The 17,105-nt window shown below is 73.4% G+C and carries 12 protein-coding genes and 1 pseudogene; 3 read left to right on the top strand and 10 right to left on the bottom strand.

Translation table 11 applies throughout. The annotated features are described in order from the left end of the window. Positions 1 to 16: 16 nt before the first annotated feature. From gatB to GQ466_RS05205, 5 genes and pseudogenes are all read right to left on the bottom strand, one after another. On the bottom strand, positions 17 to 1,519 hold the full coding sequence (gatB, locus tag GQ466_RS05225) for an Asp-tRNA(Asn)/Glu-tRNA(Gln) amidotransferase subunit GatB (protein ID WP_161101590.1): 1,503 nt from the start codon (positions 1,517 to 1,519) through the stop codon (positions 17 to 19). Further along, a complete protein-coding gene (gatA, locus tag GQ466_RS05220; protein WP_378186635.1) occupies positions 1,516 to 3,027 on the bottom strand; it encodes an Asp-tRNA(Asn)/Glu-tRNA(Gln) amidotransferase subunit GatA in 1,512 nt (503 codons plus the stop codon). Before gatA ends, gatB begins: the two co-directional genes overlap by 4 nt. Further along, positions 3,024 to 3,323 carry an Asp-tRNA(Asn)/Glu-tRNA(Gln) amidotransferase subunit GatC gene (gene gatC, locus GQ466_RS05215; RefSeq protein ID WP_103563731.1) on the bottom strand — a complete coding sequence of 100 codons (300 nt, stop codon included), beginning with the start codon at positions 3,321 to 3,323 and terminating at the stop codon, positions 3,024 to 3,026. Before gatC ends, gatA begins: the two co-directional genes overlap by 4 nt. A 163-nt stretch (positions 3,324 to 3,486) precedes the next feature. Continuing rightward, positions 3,487 to 4,236, bottom strand: a pseudogene (locus GQ466_RS05210) (ABC transporter substrate-binding protein); the annotation flags it as partial. Between the two features lie 48 nt (positions 4,237 to 4,284). Next, a complete protein-coding gene (locus tag GQ466_RS05205) occupies positions 4,285 to 5,496 on the bottom strand; it encodes an RNA-guided endonuclease TnpB family protein (protein WP_161101588.1) in 1,212 nt (403 codons plus the stop codon). A gap of 896 nt (positions 5,497 to 6,392) precedes the next feature. Between GQ466_RS05205 and GQ466_RS05200 the strand changes: the two genes are divergently transcribed. After that, on the top strand, positions 6,393 to 7,838 hold the full coding sequence (locus GQ466_RS05200; protein ID WP_202419976.1) for an ATP-binding protein: 1,446 nt from the start codon (positions 6,393 to 6,395) through the stop codon (positions 7,836 to 7,838). Next, positions 7,835 to 8,509 (top strand): response regulator, encoded by a 675-nt coding sequence (locus GQ466_RS05195; protein ID WP_161101587.1) that lies wholly within the window; start codon positions 7,835 to 7,837, stop codon positions 8,507 to 8,509. Before GQ466_RS05200 ends, GQ466_RS05195 begins: the two co-directional genes overlap by 4 nt. Before the next feature lie 19 nt (positions 8,510 to 8,528). On the opposite strand, the gene GQ466_RS05190 is transcribed toward GQ466_RS05195, so the two are convergent. The 4 genes from GQ466_RS05190 to mnmA all read right to left on the bottom strand — a co-directional run bounded on the left by GQ466_RS05190 (position 8,529) and on the right by mnmA (position 15,105). Then, positions 8,529 to 10,640 carry a putative bifunctional diguanylate cyclase/phosphodiesterase gene (locus tag GQ466_RS05190; RefSeq protein ID WP_161101586.1) on the bottom strand — a complete coding sequence of 704 codons (2,112 nt, stop codon included), beginning with the start codon at positions 10,638 to 10,640 and terminating at the stop codon, positions 8,529 to 8,531. 172 nt (positions 10,641 to 10,812) lie between these two features. Further along, on the bottom strand, positions 10,813 to 12,981 hold the full coding sequence (ligA, locus tag GQ466_RS05185; RefSeq protein ID WP_161101585.1) for an NAD-dependent DNA ligase LigA: 2,169 nt from the start codon (positions 12,979 to 12,981) through the stop codon (positions 10,813 to 10,815). 52 nt (positions 12,982 to 13,033) lie between these two features. Beyond that, positions 13,034 to 14,038 (bottom strand): uroporphyrinogen decarboxylase/cobalamine-independent methonine synthase family protein, encoded by a 1,005-nt coding sequence (locus GQ466_RS05180; RefSeq protein WP_161101584.1) that lies wholly within the window; start codon positions 14,036 to 14,038, stop codon positions 13,034 to 13,036. Beyond that, positions 14,035 to 15,105 carry a tRNA 2-thiouridine(34) synthase MnmA gene (gene mnmA, locus GQ466_RS05175; protein ID WP_161101583.1) on the bottom strand — a complete coding sequence of 357 codons (1,071 nt, stop codon included), beginning with the start codon at positions 15,103 to 15,105 and terminating at the stop codon, positions 14,035 to 14,037. The genes GQ466_RS05180 and mnmA overlap by 4 nt, the downstream gene beginning before the upstream one ends. A 77-nt stretch (positions 15,106 to 15,182) precedes the next feature. Between mnmA and GQ466_RS05170 the strand changes: the two genes are divergently transcribed. Then, positions 15,183 to 16,244 (top strand): DUF695 domain-containing protein, encoded by a 1,062-nt coding sequence (locus tag GQ466_RS05170; RefSeq protein WP_237417597.1) that lies wholly within the window; start codon positions 15,183 to 15,185, stop codon positions 16,242 to 16,244. Positions 16,245 to 16,262: 18 nt separating this feature from the next. On the opposite strand, the gene GQ466_RS05165 is transcribed toward GQ466_RS05170, so the two are convergent. Then, positions 16,263 to 17,102, bottom strand: a complete 840-nt coding sequence (locus tag GQ466_RS05165) for a DUF1206 domain-containing protein (RefSeq protein WP_161101582.1) — start codon at positions 17,100 to 17,102, stop codon at positions 16,263 to 16,265. Positions 17,103 to 17,105: the final 3 nt, after the last annotated feature.

Genomic DNA, 17,105 nt, shown 5'->3' with positions numbered 1-17,105 from the left:
TCGCGGTACGCGCCGGTCAGGACACGCCGAGCTTCTCCAGGATCAGCGCCCGGGCGCGGCCCGCGTCCGCCTGGCCCCGGCTGGCCTTCATCACCGCGCCGACGAGCGCGCCCGCGGCGGCGACCTTCCCGCCGCGCACCTTGTCGGCCACGGCGGCGTTGTCGGCGATCACCTGGTCCACGATGGCGCCGAGCGCGCCGTCGTCGGACACGACCTTCAGGCCGCGCGCGGCGACGACCTCGTCCGGCTCGCCCTCGCCCGCGAGGACGCCCTCGAACGCCTGCCGGGCGAGCTTGTCGTTCAGCTCGCCCGCCGCGACCATCGCCTGGACGCGCGCGACCTGCACCGGCGTGATCGGCAGCTCGGCCAGCTCCACGCCGAGCGCGGTGGCGCGCCGCGACAGCTCGTTCATCCACCACTTGCGCGCCGCGCCCGCGTCCGCGCCCGCCGTGATCGTCTCCTCGATGAGGTCGAGGGCGCCGGCGTTGACGACGTCGCGCAGCTCCAGGTCCGACAGGCCCCACTCGGCCTGCACCCGGCGGCGGCGCGCGGCGGGCAGCTCGGGCAGCGCGGCGCGCAGCTCGTCCACCCACTCCCGCGACGGCGCCATCGGGACGAGGTCGGGCTCGGGGAAGTAGCGGTAGTCCTGCGCCTCCTCCTTGCTGCGCCCGGACGTGGTGGTGCCGGTGTCCTCGTGGAAGTGCCGGGTCTCCTGGACGATCTTCCCGCCCGCGTCCAGCACGCCCGCCTGCCGCTCGATCTCCGACCGGACGGCCCGCTCCACCGACCGCAGCGAGTTGACGTTCTTGGTCTCGGTGCGCGTCCCCCACTCGGCGGCGCCGCGCGGCATCAGCGACACGTTGACGTCGCAGCGCAGCGAGCCCTGCTCCATCCGGACGTCGGAGACGCCGAGCGCGCGGACCAGCTCGCGCAGCTCGGTGACGTACGCGCGGGCGACGAGCGGGGCCTTGTCGCCGGTCCCGGTGATCGGCCGGGTGACGATCTCGACGAGCGGGATCCCGGCGCGGTTGTAGTCCACCAGCGAGTAGTCGGCGCCGTGGATGCGGCCGGTGGAGCCGCCGACGTGCAGCGACTTGCCGGTGTCCTCCTCCATGTGGACGCGCTCGATCTCGACCCGGTACGTCTCGCCCTCGACCTCGACCTCCAGGTACCCGTCGACGCACAGCGGCTCGTCGTACTGGGAGATCTGGTAGTCCTTCGGCATGTCCGGATAGAAGTAGTTCTTCCGGGCGAACCGGCACCACTCCACGATGTCGCAGTTCAGCGCCAGGCCGATCTTGATGATGCCCTCGATCGCCGCGCGGTTGGTGACCGGCAGCGATCCGGGCAGGCCCAGGCACACCGGGCAGACCTGGGTGTTCGGGTCGGCGCCGAAGTCCGTCCGGCAGCCGCAGAACATCTTGGACGCCGTGCCCAGCTCGATGTGGGTCTCCAGGCCGAGCACCGGCTCGTACTTCGCCAGCGCCGCGTCGTACGTCGTCACCGTGGGCGCGCTCATCGGGCAGCCTCCGCGAGGTCGGGGGCCTTGGCCAGCAGGGGGCCGCCCCAGCGGTCTTCGAGCGCCCGCTCCACGGCGGCGCCGACGCGGTACGCGCGGTCGTCGCCGAGGACGGGCGCCATGATCTGCAGGCCGACGGGCAGGCCGTCGTCGGCGAGGCCGCACGGGACGGAGATCGCCGCGTTGCCCGCCAGGTCGGACGGGATCGTCCACAGGTCGGCCAGGTACATGGCCATCGGGTCGTCGGCGCGCTCGCCGATCGGGAAGGCGGTGGACGGCGTCGTCGGCGAGACCAGGACGTCGACGCGCTCGAAGGCGGCGTCGAAGTCGCGGTTGACGAGCGTCCGGACCTGCTGCGCCTTGCCGTAGTAGGCGTCGTAGTAGCCCGACGACAGCGCGTAGGTGCCGAGCATGATCCGGCGCTTGACCTCGGCGCCGAAGCCCTCCGCGCGGGTCAGCGCCATGACCTCCTCGGCGCTGCGGGTCCCGTCGTCGCCGACGCGCAGGCCGTAGCGCATCGCGTCGAACCGGGCGAGGTTGGACGACACCTCCGACGGCGCGATGATGTAGTACGCGGGCAGCGCGTAGGTGAAGTGCGGGCACGACACCTCGACGACCTTCGCCCCGAGCGACTCCAGCAGCGCGACGGCCTCGGTGAACCGGGCCGTGACGCCGTCGTCGCCGCCGGACCCGGCGAACTCCTTGACGACGCCGACCGTGAGGCCCGCGACGTCCGCGCGCCGGGCGGCCTCGACCACCGGCGGGACGGGCCGGTCGATGGACGTCGAGTCGCGCGGGTCGTGGCCGCTCATCGTCTCGTGCAGCAGGGCCGCGTCCAGGACGTTGCGGGCGAACGGGCCGGGGGTGTCCAGCGACGACGCGAACGCGATCACGCCGTACCGGGACGAACCGCCGTAGGTCGGCTTCATGCCCACGATGCCGGTCACGGCGGCGGGCTGGCGGATCGAGCCGCCGGTGTCGGTGCCCGTCGCCAGCGGCGCCTCGTAGGCCGCGACCGCCGCCGACGACCCGCCGGACGAGCCGCCCGGGATCCGCGCCAGGTCCCACGGGTTGCGGGTGACCTGGTAGGCGCTGTTCTCGGTGGACGAGCCCATCGCGAACTCGTCCATGTTCGTCTTGCCGATGATCACCAGGCCCGCCGCGCGCAGCCGCTCGGTGATCGTCGCGTCGTAGGGCGGACGCCACCCCTCCAGGATCTTCGACCCGGCGGTGGTGGGCATGTCCGTGGTGGTGAAGACGTCCTTGTGCGCGATCGGGACGCCCGCGAGCGGACCCAGCTCCTCGCCCGCCGCGCGGCGCTCGTCCACCGCGCGGGCCTGCGCGCGGACGTTGTCCGGATCGACGTGCAGGAACGCGCCGACCGCGCCGTCCACGGCCGCGATGCGGTCCAGGTGGGCGTCGGCGACCTCGGCCGCCGAGGTCTCCCCCGCCGCGATCAGCGCGCCGAGTTCGGCGGCGGTCCTGCCGACCAGCTCGTTCACGCTCACGCCTCCTCGTCCAGGATCCGCGGGACCCGGAACCGCTGCTCCTCCACGGCGGGCGCGCCCGCGAGCGCCTGCTCCGGCGCCAGCGACGGGCGGACCTCGTCGGGCCGGTAGACGTTGGTCAGCGGCAGGGCGTGCGAGGTCGGCGGGATGTCCTCCGCGGCGACCTCCTGCACCCGCGCGACCGCGGAGATGATCTGGTCGAGCTGGGCGGCGAGACGATCGAGTTCGTCGTCGCCGAGCGCCAGCCGGGACAGCCGGGCGAGGTGCGCGACCTCGGCACGGGTGATCGCGGACATGTGCGAACCGTTTCCTGGATGGAGTTTCCCCAGGCCAGAGGCAGTGCTAGGCGCCTCATGGCCCGAACTTGGCGAGAGCTATTTCGTCCCATCCTAGGGCGCGGTCCGCGGTCACGCTCTCCGACAGGTCGGGCGTCCCGCCGGCGGCGGGACGCCCGGGTGCTCAGGACTTCGCGGCGGCCTTGCGCGCGAACTCGGTCGTGTAGGTCTTCGACAGGTCGATCGTCCCGGCCTTGCCCTTGACGTTCGGCGAGAACGACGAGAGGACCTTCAGGACGTTCTTCGCCCCGTCCTCCGGCATGATCCCGTCGGGCGTGAACATCCCCATCGAGTCGTGGACGGCCTTCTCGTAGAGCTTGGGGTCGCCCCCCGCGTACTCGGGCGGCATCTTCGCCGCGATCTCGGCGGCCGAGTGCCCCTTGATCCAGCCGAGCGTGGCGACGAACGCGTTCGCGAGCTTCTGGACGGTCTTCGGGTTGGCCTTCACCCAGGCGCAGTCCATGTAGAGCGAACTGGCCGGGTACAGGCCGCCGAGGGCGGCGCGCGTCCCCTCCTCGGTGCGCAGGTCGAGCAGGACCTTGCCCTTGCCGGTGGACGTCAGCCGCGCGATGGTCGGGTCCGTGGTCATCCCGGCGTCGATCCCGCCGTTCTCGATCGCGGCGACGAACGTCTGTCCGGCGCCCGCCTTCACCGTCGTGTAGTCGTTCTGGGTGAGCCCGGCGGTCGCGGCGAGGGCCTGGGTGAGGAAGTCGGTGGACGAGCCCGAACTCGTCACGCCGAGGCGCTTGCCCGCGAAGTCGGCGGGCTTGGCGACCGCCCCGGCCTTCCCGGCGGCGACGACCTCGGCCTCCCCGGGCACGTCGGCGAACTGCACGACGCTCTGGATGCACTTGCCCTTGGTCTGGAGATCGACGGTGTGGTCTTGACGTCCTCCCCTTCAAAAAGAGGGGATTCTCCCCTGCTACACCCGTGCGGGCGTGGGCGGGGAGAGGGTTCCTGCTTCGCGGCGCGGTGCCGGAACGAGTTCCGGTCTTACCTGCGCTCCACAGGCGTTTACCCTGTCCGCCCGTCCGGCGGCCAGCACGTTTCTTGCCGCGTTCACGTCGCGGTCGTGGACGGTCCCGCACGCGGGACACGTCCAGTCGCGGACGTTCAGCGGCTTCGGGCCGTCTTTGGCCCCGCACACCGAACAGACCTGCGACGTCGGCTCGAATCGGCCGATCCGGCCGAAGGTCCGCCCGTACCGCTTCGCCTTGTACTCCAGCATCGCAACGAATTGCGCCCAACCCGCGTCGTGGACGCTCTTGGCCAATCGGCTGCGTCCGAGACCTGCCACGCTCAGATCCTCCGTGTAGACCGCTTGGTTGTCGCGGATCAACGCGGTGGAGAGCTTGTGTGCGTGGTCGCGGCGCGTGTCGGCCACGCGGGCGTGGAGTCTCGCCACCCGGGCCCTGGCCTTGGCCCGGTTCGCGCTGGCCTTCTGCTTGCGCGACAGTGCTCTTTGCGCCTTGCGGAGACGCCGTTGCGCGCGTCGCAGGATCCGGGGGTTGGTGACCTTGCGGCCGTCCGACAGCACCGCGAAATGCGTCAAACCCAAGTCGATACCGACCTCGCCGGTCGTCTCCGGCAGCGACTCGTGACCGGCATCGACCACGAACGAAGCGAAATATCGTCCGGCCGCGTCCCGGACCACCGTCACCGACGACGGTTCGGACGGCAACGCGCGCGACCAGCGGACCGGGACGTCCCCGATCTTGGGGAGCCGGAGTTTGCGACCCGCCGTCACCGCGAAACCGGCGTTGCGCGTGAACCGGACTGCCTGCCGAGAATCCTTGCGAGACCGGAACCGAGGCGGCGCGACCTTCCGACCGTTGCGCTTCCCGCTCACGGACGCGAAAAAATTCCGGTAAGCGCTGTTGAGATCCGCCAAAGCCTGCTGCAAGACGACGGCTGATACCTCGCAAAGCCATGCCCGGCCCGGCGCTTTCTTCGCCTCGGTGATCACCTGCTTGGACAGATCCCCGTCCGAGATGTAGGGCAGCCCTGCCGCGTGCGCGTCCTGACGAGCACGGAGGCCGTCGTTGAACACCACCCGCGCGCACCCGAACGCCCGAGCCAGCGCTTCCCGCTGGTCAGGCGTCGGATAAACACGGAAGTTGTACCGGAGCTGCACACGCCCACGCTATCGGCCAGGTCCCGGCAGAATCACGGGGTTCGTTAGAACACTCATGGGTCTGGACGCCAAGGCGCCGAGCGACTCGCCCATCAACAGGGTCGCCAGCCGTTTGATCAGCGCCAGGGCGAGCGTGACCCGCTTGCACATGCTGCCGGAGAGCTGCTGCGAGAAGTAGCGCTCGAAGCCGCCGAGCCCGAGCTGCCGGACCCAGTCGCGGGCCTCCTCACGGGCGGCCGACCGGGAGGCGCCCAGGCAGCGATGGTTTGCGGCGATTTCGTCCGAGATGGTCCGCTGCGGCAGCAGGAAATGTAACCCAGCCCGCCGGGGATGCCCCGAACGGGCCCGCCGTTCACGCGGATGTCCCCTGTAGTCGCGGCGGCGAGCCCGGAGATCAGCGACATGCACGTCGACTTGGCACAGCCGGTGGGCCCGACGACGCTGACGAACTCGTCGGGCGCGACGGGCTGGTCGACGTCGCGGTCGGCTATGCATTCGACGCCCCCGTGGGCGGGAATGCTCTTGGTGGCGACGCGCAGCTCGATCGCGGCGCCGTTCGGGTATAGCGTTCGCCTCGGTGGTCTCCGACATGGTCCGGGCGGTAAGCGGGCCTTTCCCGCCGGGCCTTCCTTATGTCGCTTCTTTGACAAAGAGGCATAACGCCCGTTCTGCGTGTCTTGTCCTGCCCCTGCTGGTGGATACGGGCATTCCTTTCTTTGCATGTTGCGCAGGTCACCCCGATTCGCCACCCGGGCGCTGCTGCTCCAGCTCGCGGTGCTGCTGCTCGTCGTGGGGTCGGGGTTCGCCCTCATGGCGGTCCTGCTGCGGTCGGAGATGCGGCACCAGTACCAGCAGCGGACGCTGGCGGTCGCGAGCGACCCCGGCTCGCGACCGGCGTGCTGCGGGGCGACCCGGCGCTCGTCCGGGCGGCGGCCGAGGCGGCGCGCGCCCGCACCGGGACGCTGTTCATCGTCGTCACCGACGCCCGGGGCATCCGCTTCTCCCACCCCGACCGGTCCCGCATCGGGCAGCCGGTGAGCACCGACCCGTCCGAGGCGCTGCGCGGACGCGAGGTCGCGCTGACCGAGCGCGGGACGCTCGGCTACTCGGCGCGCGGCAAGGTCCCGCTGCGCGCCGCGGACGGGCGGATCGTCGGCGAGGTCAGCGTCGGCATCGACGCCGCCGAGGTGAGCGGCCGGTCCGGCGCCCTGCTCCGGCTGGCCGCGCTGTTCCTCGTCCTCGCGCTGCTGCCCGGCGGCGCGGGCACGGTGCTGCTCGCCCGCCGCCTCCGCCGCCAGACCCTCGGCCTGGAGCCGGTGGACCTCACCGACCTCGTCCGCGAACGGGAGGCCGTGCTGCACTGCGTGGACGAGGGCGTCCTCGCCGTCGACCGCGACGGGCGGGTGACCGTGTGCAACGACGCCGCCGCGCGGCTGCTCGGCCACGCCCCCGCGCCGGGCACCCCGCTCGCCGACGCCGGCCTGCCGCCCCGCCTGCGCGCCACCCTCGCCGAGCGGCGCGCCGAGCGGGCGGCGCAGATGGTCGCCGGGGAGCGCGTCCTCGTGGTGACGGCCCGACCCGTGGCGCACGGCGCGCACGACCTCGGGCACGTCCTGACCCTGCGCGACCGAACCGAACTCGACCAGCTCACCCGGGAGCTGGGCGTCGTCCGGGCGCTGTCGGACGCGCTGCGCGCCCAGACCCACGAGTACACCAACCGCCTGCACGCCCTCGCCGGGCTGCTGCGGCTCGGGCACGTCGAGGAGGCGCTCGCCTACCTGCACGACCTCGCCCACGATCCGCTGGCGACCGAGGACGGCGCCGACACGCGGCTCGGCGACCCCTACCTGCGCGGTCTCCTCGCCGCCAAGACGGCCGTCGCGTCCGAGCACGGCGTCCGGCTGCGGCTCGCCCCCGAGTCCTATCTGCCCGAGCCGCTGGCCGAGCCCCTGGACGTCGTCACCGTGCTCGGCAACCTCACCGACAACGCCGTCACCGCCGCGCGCCGGGGCCGCCGCCGTCCGGCGTGGGTGGAGGTCTCGGTGCTCGGCGCGGGCGCGGACCTGCACCTGGCCGTCGCCGACAGCGGCGACGGCGTGCCCGCGGGCGCCCGCGACCGCGTCTTCGAGGACGGGTTCAGCACCAGCGCCGACCGGGACCGCCCGCACGGCATCGGCCTGGCGCTCGCCCGGCAGGTCGCGCGGGCGCGGGGCGGGGACGTGACGCTCGACCGGGCGTCCGGACCCGGCTGCGGGGCGACGTTCGCGGCGCGCCTGCCCGGCGCGGTCGCCGTCCCGCCCGGGACGGGCCGCGCGCCCGCCGCGCTGGAGGAGGCCCGATGATCCGCGTCCTCGTCGTGGACGACGACTACCGCGTGGCGGACCTGCACGCCCGGTTCGTCGCCGCCGTCCCCGGCTTCGAGACGGTCGGGATCGCGCACACGGCCGCCGCCGCGCTGCGCGCCGCCCGCCGGGACCGGCCCGACCTCGTGCTGCTGGACCAGTACCTGCCCGACACGTCCGGCACCGAGATCATCGGCGCGCTCGGCTGCGAGGTGATCATGCTGACGGCGGCCGGGGACGCGGCGACCGTCCGCAGGGCGCTCGCCGGCGGCGCGGTGAACTACCTGGTCAAGCCGTTCACGCAGCGCGACCTCGCCGACCGGCTCGCCGCCTACGCCCGGTACCGCGCCCATCTGGACGGGAGCCGTCCGCTCGACCAGAGCGCGATCGACCGGGCCGTCCGGCTGTTGCACCAGGGCGACCGGCTCGACTCCGGCGCCCGCAAGGGCCGGTCCGCGCACACCGCCGGGCTCGTCGGCGACGCCGTCCGGACCGCCGGACGGCCGACGACCGCCACCGAGATCGCCGACCGGCTCGGCCTGTCGCGCGCCACCGCGCAGCGCTACCTCGCCGACCTCGCGGCGGACGGCCGGGTGTCGGTGCGGCTGCGGTACGGGTCCACGGGACGTCCCGAGCACCGCTACTCCTGGACCGGCGACCCGGCGGACTGAGTCGGCTGAGCCGGACGCGTCAGGCGGCGGGCTCGGGGGCCCGTTCCATCCGGCGGCGGAGCCAGTCGGTGGCGGTCGCGGCGTCCATCGGGCGGCCGAAGTGGTAGCCCTGCGCGGCGTCGCAGCCGAGTTCGCGCAGCGCGCCGGCGGTGCCGGGGTCCTCGACGCCCTCGGCGACCGAGCGCAGCCCGAGGGTCCGGACGAGATCGATGATCGACCGGACGATCACCGCGTCGTCGGGCGACCGGGTCAGTCGCCGCACGAACGAGGCGTCGATCTTGATCTCCTCGACGGGCAGCCGCCGCAGCCGCACCAGCGAGGAGTAGCCGGTGCCGAAGTCGTCCAGGCTGAGCGGGATGCCGAGCCCGGCGAGCTTGCCGACCGTCTCGGACGCGTACGCCGACTCGTTCATGAGGATCCGCTCGGTGATCTCCAGCTGGAGCGCGGCGGCGGGCAGGCCGTGCCGGGCGAGGCCGTCCTCGACGACCTCGGTGAGGCCCGCGTCGAACAGGTCGCGGCCCGAGGCGTTCACCGCGACCTGGACGGTCAGGTTCTCCCGCCACCACGCGGCGGTCTGCGCCAGCGCGGCGTGGACGACGTAGCCGGTGATCGACCGCATCAGGTACGTCTGCTCGGCGACCGACAGGAACCGCTCCGGCCCGATCAGCCCCTCGTCGGGGTGGCGCCAGCGCAGCAGCGCCTCCATGCCGACGAGCTTGCCGTCCCGCAGCGCGACCTTCGGCTGGTAGTACAGCTCCAGTTCGCCGCGGTCCACGGCGCGGCGCAGGTCGCCGAGCATCCGCAGCCGAGCCGGGGAGTTGCGGTCCTGCGCGGGCGCGTAGACCTCGACGCCGCCGCGCGTCTGCTTGGCGTGGTACATCGCGACGTCGGCGCGCTTCAGCAGGGACTCGAAGTCCTGCGCGTGGTCGGGGCACAGCGCGATGCCGACGCTGCCGTCCAGGTCGAACGTCATGCCGTCCAGCCGGACGGGCTCGCTCAGCGCGGCGCGCAGCCGGGCGGCGACCTCGCGGGCGGCGGCCTCGTCGCGGACGGACGGCAGCAGCACCGCGAACTCGTCCCCGCCGAGCCGCGCGACCAGGTCGCCGGGCCGGACGGCGTGGGTGAGGCGGTGCGCGACGAGTTGGAGCAGCCGGTCCCCGGTGAGGTGCCCGAGCGTGTCGTTGACCTCCTTGAAACGGTCCAGGTCGAGCAGGAACAACGCCGCCCGGGCACGTGTCTCGCCGCGCCGCCCTGGCACCGCGCGCCCCGCCACGGCCCGCATCGCGCGGCGGTCGGCCGTGCGGACGCGGGCCAGGGCCTCCTCGGTCCGCAGCGTGAGCAGCTTGCGGTTGGGCAGGCCGGTCAGTCCGTCGTGCAGCGCCTGGTGCTCGCGCCGCACCGACGCGGACGCGTTCAGGTAGACGGCGATGAACGGCAGGACGATCAGCGGCAGGAACGCGGCCGAACGGTCCATCGCGGTGACGACGAGCGGCGCCAGCCCGAGCAGCGCCAGATGGACGAGCACCTGGTAGGCGAGGTCGCCGCGCACCGCGCGCAGCGGCGAGATCCGCTCGTGCAGCGCGACCGCCCCCGCGACCAGCGCGTCGTTGCAGACGAAGTACGCGGCCCCGGCGAGCGCGATGGCGACGAGGTCGTCGCCGTCGGGGACCCAGGGGTGGAGCGGGGAGCCGCCCGTCCCGAACGCCGTCAGGACGAGCTGCCCGGCGGCCAGGCTCAGCGCGTACTGGGCGACGTTGAAGCCGATGCGGTGCGGGGCGCGGCGCCACAGCCCGCCGCAGACGACCAGCGAGACCGCCCGCAGCGCGAGCGCGGCGGGCAGTCCCGCGTAGAGCAGGGCGGCGAACGAGAAGGTCGTCGCGGTGCTGGCGCCGCTGTCCTCGGTGGAGCCCGGCGTGACGATCGGACGCAGCTCCCCGGCCAGTACCAGGCAGGCGAGGATCCCGAACACGGGGCTCGTCGCGAGCGCGTCCCGCGCGCCGCCGCCGAGGCCGGCGAACGCCGCCGCGCACACGGCGAAGCCGAGCAGGGTGACGGTCGTGAGGTAGATCCACAGCGGGGAGCCCCGGCGCGGCGGCGTGTTCCGCGTGTTGTTCGGGTCCTTCATCACCATCTCGGGGGGTTCGGGAACCTTGATGACTGGGAGGGTACGACCTGGAACCAACCTCGCGAAACCGATTGGGCACGTTCCGTTATGCCGATTCGTGGTGATGCGCCCCGAAAAGCCCGCCCAGCGGTACGCTTGGGTAACTTTACGCTGGTAGGACCGCCCGGGGCGCGAGGCGTCATTCCTCCGGCGGGATCGCGGCGTTCGTGGCCGCTTCCGGCCCCCGGTCGAGAAGGATCCGGAACCCCGACTCGTCCAGGACGGGCACCCCGAGCTTGATCGCCTTGTCGTACTTGGACCCCGGGCTGTCGCCGACGACGACGAACCCGGTCTTCTTCGACACCGAGCCGGTGACCTTGCCGCCGCGGTCCTGGACGGCCTCGGTCGCCGAGTCGCGGCTGAACTCCTCCAGCGACCCGGTGATCACCACGCTGACGCCCTCCAGCGGACGCGGACCGGTCGGCCCCTCGTCCGCCATCCGCACGCCCGCCTCCTCCCACTTGCGGACGATCTCCCGGTGCCAGTCCACCTCGAACCACCGCTTGATGGACGCCGCGATCGTCGGCCCGACGCCCTCGACCGTCGCCAGCTCCTCCTCGGTGGCGGCGCGGATCGCGTCCATCGACCGCAGCGAGCGGGCCAGGTCCTGCGCGGCGCGCGGCCCGACGTGCCGGATCGACAGCGCGACGAGCACCCGCCACAGCGGCTGCTTCTTGGCCTTCTCCAGCTCCTCGAACAGCTTCTCGACCGTCTTCTTCGGCTCGCCGTCCTTGGTGGCGAAGAACGTGACGATCTTCTGGTCGCCGGTCTTGTCGTCGATGCGGGGAAGGCCCGTCCGCTGGTCCCGGACGACGGACCGGATCGGGAGCAGGTCGTCGACCGTCAGATGGAACAGGTCGCCCTCGTTGCGCACCGGCGGCTCGGACGGCTCCAGCGGCTGCGTCAGCGCGGTCGCCGCGACGTACCCGAGCGCCTCGATGTCCAGGGCGTTGCGGCTGGCGACGAAGAACAGCCGCTCGCGGAGCTGCGCCGGGCAGTACTGCGCGTTCGGGCAGCGGATGTCGACGTCGCCCTCTTTCTCGTAGGCGAGCGTCGTGCCGCACTCGGGGCATTTCTCGGGCATCGAGAACTCGCGTTCGGAGCCGTCCCGCAGGTCCGCCACCGGCGCGACGATCTCGGGGATCACGTCGCCCGCCTTGCGCAGCACGACGGTGTCGCCGATGCGGACGCCCTTGCGCTTCACCTCGCTGCCGTTGTGCAGCGTCGCGTACGCGACCACCGACCCGGCGACCTTGATCGGCTCCATCACGCCGTACGGGGTGACGCGCCCGGTGCGGCCGACGCCGACCTTGATGTCGAGGAGCTTGGTGTTGACCTCGTCCGGCGGGAACTTCCACGCGATCGCCCAGCGCGGCGCCCGCGAGGTGGAACCCAGGCGCCGCTGCAACGGGAACTGGTCCACCTTCACCACGACGCCGTCGATCTCGTAGGACGGTTCGTGCCGGTTCTCGCCGTAGTGGGCGATGTACTCGCGGACGGCGTCGAGATCCGGCAGCACCTTGTACCGGTCGCTCACCGGCAGGCCCCAGCCGCGCATCATCTCGTACGCCTCGGCCTGGCTGTCGGGGTGGACGCCGCCCTCCCACCGGCCGAACCCGTGGACCAGCATCTCCAGCGGGCGCTGCGCCGTGACGCGCGGGTCCTTCTGCCGCAGCGACCCCGCCGCCGCGTTGCGCGGGTTGGCGAACGGCGGCTGGCCCGTCTCGACCTGCAGCTCGTTGACCTGCTGGAACCCCTCGACGGGCAGGAAGACCTCGCCGCGCACCTCCAGCAGCTCCGGCCAGCCCTCCCCGGTCAGCCGGTCCGGGATCGTGTCGATCGTGCGGACGTTGTTCGTGACGTCCTCGCCGGTGCGCCCGTCGCCGCGCGTGACGCCGCGCACGAGCCGTCCGTTCTCGTAGACCAGGGCGATGGCCAGCCCGTCGATCTTCAGCTCGCACAGGTACGCCGCGACCTCGCCGACCTCCTTCAGGACGCGCTCGTCCCAGGCGAGCAGCTCGTCGGCGTTGCGCGCGTTGTCCAGGCTCTGCATCCGCTCCAGGTGCGCGACCGTCGCGAACTCGGTGATGATCGGCGCGCCCACCCGCTGGGTCGGCGAGTCCGGCGTGACCAGCTCGGGATGCGCGGCCTCCAGCGCCTGGATCTCCCGCATCAGGTCGTCGTACTCGGCGTCGCTCAGCGTCGGCCGGTCGAGGACGTAGTAGCGGTAGTTGGCCTCGTCGATCCGCTCGGCGAGCTCGGCGTGCCGCGCCGCGGCGCCGTCGGGAAGTCCATCGCTCAAGGTCATGGCCCTATTGTCGCCGGTGCCAGTGACATTTTTCGACCTTGCCGGGCCGGGCTCAGTCGGCCGCCTCGTACAGCATCCGGGCCGTGTCGCGGCAGCGTTTCAGGGCCGTCCGGACGTACCGGGGCGACGCGCCCGCCATCCCGCACGCCGGGGTGATCACGACCTGCTCGGCCAGCCGGGCGGGCGGGAAGCCGAGCCGCCGCCACAGGTCCCGGACGGGCCGCGCGGTCGCCGCGAGCGGCGGCAGCGCCGTGTCGGTGGCGGGGACGGCGCCGAGGAACAGCCCGACGCCCGCGTCGATCGCCTCGCCGACCGGGTCGTCGTCGCGCGCGGGGATCAGCGCGAGGTCCACCGACAGCGCGCCGAACCCGGCCCCGCGCAGCAGCCCGTACGGGACGCGCCGCGCGCAGCAGTGCGCGATGGTGAAAACGTCGCCGGCCTGCTCGCGCACCGAGCGCAACGCCTCCTGCGCGACCGGCTCCTCCACCGGGCGCAGCCGGGACAGGCCGCTCGCGGTCGGGACCGTCCCGGCGAGGACGGCGGGCAGCGACGGCTCGTCGATCTGGAGCAGCAGGGTCGCGCCGGGCAGGCGGCGCCGCACGTCGGCGACGTGCCGGGCGACGCCCTCGGCCAGCGACGCGGTGAGGTCCCGCACGGCGCCCGGGTCCTTGAGCGCGCGGTCGCCGGTGCGCAGCTCGATCGCGGCGGCCAGCGTCCACGGCCCGCACACCTGGATCTTGAACGGGCCGTCGTGCGCGCCCGCGACCTCCTCCAGGACGTCGAGGTCGCGCGCGAGGTGGTCCAGCGAGCGGCGCGTGTCGCGGCCCGGCCGGTCCCCGAAGCGCCATCCGGACGGCTCGACCCGCACCGCGAGGTCGACCAGCAGCCCGGCCGTGCGCCCGATCAGGTCCGCGCCGACCCCGCGTCCCGGCAGTTCCGGCAGATGCGGCAGTTCGGGCAGCTCGCCGAGGACGACGCGCAGCGCCTCGGCGCCGTCCTCGCCCGGGTACGAACCGACGCCGGTGGCCGTCCCGGGCCCCCACGAAAAACTCGTCACGGGCGCAGCGTAGTGGCGATCGTCGCCGAGCCGAGGACGCGGTCGCCGTCGTAGAGCGCGGCGGTCTGGCCCGGGGCGACGCCGCGCGCGGGGGTCGCGAGCAGCAGGCGCAGGCCGTCCGGGCCGGGCTCGACCGTGCAGGGGTGGACCTCGCCGTGCGCGCGGAGCTGGACCGAGCAGCCGAACGGCCCGGCGGGCGGCGGGGCGAGCCACACCGGCGCGCCGGTCGTGATCTCGGTGACGTCCAGGGCCTCGCGCGGGCCGACCGTGACGGTGTTGGTCGCCGGGGAGATGTCCAGGACGTAGCGGGGCCTGCCGTCCGGCGCGGGCGTCCCGATGCGCAGGCCGCGCCGCTGCCCGATCGTGTAGGCGTAGGCGCCGTCGTGGTCGCCGACGCGGGCGCCCGCGGTGTCCACGATCGGCCCGGGCGCCGCGCCGAGCCGCTCGGCGAGGAAGCCGCGCGTGTCGCCGTCGGCGATGAAGCAGACGTCGTGGCTGTCGGGCTTGGCCGCGACCTGGATGCCGCGCCGGTCGGCCTCGCGCCGGATCTCGGCCTTGGTCGTGTCGCCGAGCGGGAACAGCGCGTGCCGGAGCTGCTCGGGCGTGCAGACCGCGAGGACGTACGACTGGTCCTTGCCGGGGTCGACGCCGCGCCGCAGGACCGTCCCGTCCGAGCGGGCGTAGTGCCCGGTGCAGACGGCGTCGAACCCGAGCGCGAGCGCCTTGTCGAGCAGCGCCGCGAACTTGATCTTCTCGTTGCAGCGCAGGCAGGGGTTCGGGGTGCGGCCGGCCGCGTACTCGCTGACGAAGTCCTCGACGACGTCGCGGTGGAAGCGCTCGGCGAGGTCCCAGACGTAGAAGGGGATGCCGATGGCGTCGGCGGCGCGGCGCGCGTCCCTGGCGTCCTCCAGGGTGCAGCAGCCGCGCGCCCCGGACCGGTAGGACTGGGGGTTGCTGGACAGGGCCATGTGGACGCCGGTGACGTCGTGCCCGGCCTCGGCGGCGCGGGCGGCGGCCACCGCGGAGTCGACGCCGCCGGACATGGCGGCCAGTACGCGCAGAGTCATAGCCCCTCCAGAGTAGGCGGTGACCTTGGTGACGCGGCCTCGGAATAACGCGTGATCCGCGTACGATGTGACGCGCCATGGGAATCTTTCGCCGCCCCCGCGACATGTCCGCCGCCGCCCCCGCGGCCATCAGCGAGTTCTGGGAGTGGTGGGCGCAGGCCCGCCCGTCCATCGAGTCCGCGCTGGAGCGGCAGCAGGACGAGGACGACGTCGACGGCCTCCCGACCGAACTGGTCGAGGAGCTGTCGCACCGCGTCGGGCGGATCCATCCCGACCTGGAGTGGGAGATCGGCGGCTCGGACGGCCGCGGCCCCGCGCTGACCGTCACCGGCGGCGGCGACCCGGCGCTGCGCGGGCTGGCCGAGCGCTGGCACCGGGCCGTCCCCCGCTCGGCGGGCGCGCACTGGCGGTACTACCCGGCGCGCCAGCCCGACCCGGAGATGCTGGCGCAGCGGCTCGTCCTCGGCGACCACGAGTTCGACCTGGAGTACGCGCGGTTCGGGATGCGCGCCGACCAGGCCCGCGCCCGCGTCGACATCACCGCCTACCACCCCGACTTCCTGTTCGTGTCGGAGGAGCAGCGGCTCCAGGTGGCGCGGCACCTGCTGGACTGGGCGCTCGGCGAGGACGACGCGGCCCGCTGGATCGGCCGGATCACGACGGCCGAGGAGGCCCCGATCGACGCGCTGCCGCCCGCGCTGCTCGCGGCGGTCGTGGAGCAGGTCGCCGAGCCGTTCGCCGACCAGGCGTGGCTGACCGGGGAGGGCCGGACGCCGCGCGGGCACCCGTCCCGCGTCATGGTCCGGTTCCCGCTGCACCGGCAGGACCATCCGCTGTGCGACCTGCACGTGACGGTGGCCGTCCCCTACCGGCACGCCAACCCCGACCGGCTGCCGGTGGAGCCGTCGTCGGGCGCGCTGCGCAAGTTCGAGAAGCGGTTCGGCTCGCTCGGCGACCGGGCGGTGCTGGCGGCCATCGAGACCGGCGACGGCCTGCGCGTCTTCCACCTGTACGCCGATCCGGGGTCGTCGGTGCTGGCCGAGCTGGACCAGCTCGCGGCGGGCTGGGACGAGGGCAAGGCCAAGGTCGCGTCCGCCCCGGACCCGGCGTGGAGCGCCCTCGCGCCCTACCGTCCCTGAGCAACCGGCCGTAGCGGCTCAGCGGGCGGCCTCGACCTTGCGCCAGCGCGCCTCGCACAGCGAGTAGGCGCCGAACGTGACGAGGCCGAGCGCGACGGCGACGAGCAGCCACGGCCCGGCGGGCGTGCCGGCGAACTCGCGCAGCGTGCCGTCCAGGCCGCGCGCCTGGTTCGGGTCGAAGGCGATGGCCGCGCGGGCGAGGAAGACGCCGACGCCGCCGAAGACGAGGCCGCGCGCGCTGCGTCCGACGATCCCGAGCGTCTTGACGACCGGCGCGGCCGTCGGGCCCATCGGGCGCAGCTTCTTCAGGAACGTCCGCCGGACGGCCCCGACGATGTTCCCGATGCCCCAGGCGACGAATCCGAGCCCGACGGCGAGGACGAGCCACCGTCCGCCGGGGTGCTCCATCGCTCGCGCGGTGTAGGAGTGGGACTGCTCGTCGCTGGACTGCCCGCCCTGGCCGAGGATGAACCCGAGCATTCCGGCGAAACCGGCGGTGTAGAAGACGCCCCGGCCGAACGAGGCGAGCCGCTTCACGGGCTTGCGGCCGTCGGCCTGCGGCTGCCCGTACGCGGCCTCGGCGAACCGCCACAGGGCGAGGCCGAGGAAGCCGAGCGTCAGCGCCCACAGCGCGACCGTCCCGCCGGGCTTCTCGCCGACGAGCTGGAGCGCGCCCTTCTTGTCCGCCTGCTCGCCGCCGTCGCCGAGGCCGATCTGCACGGCCAGCCAGCCGATCAGCAGGTAGATGGCGCCGCGCGCCGCCAGCCCGGCGCGCGACAGCCGGTGGAACCAGGGGTGCCCGGCGGCACGGCGGAACCCGTCCCCGGCCGCCGCCGTGACCTGCTGCGTCGACGTCATATG

This window comes from Actinomadura rayongensis (assembly GCF_009831215.1).
GTDB lineage: Bacteria > Actinomycetota > Actinomycetes > Streptosporangiales > Streptosporangiaceae > Spirillospora > Spirillospora rayongensis.
The sequence above is the reverse complement of the archived record's forward strand: the minus strand, read 5'-3'. Positions and strand labels throughout refer to the sequence as shown.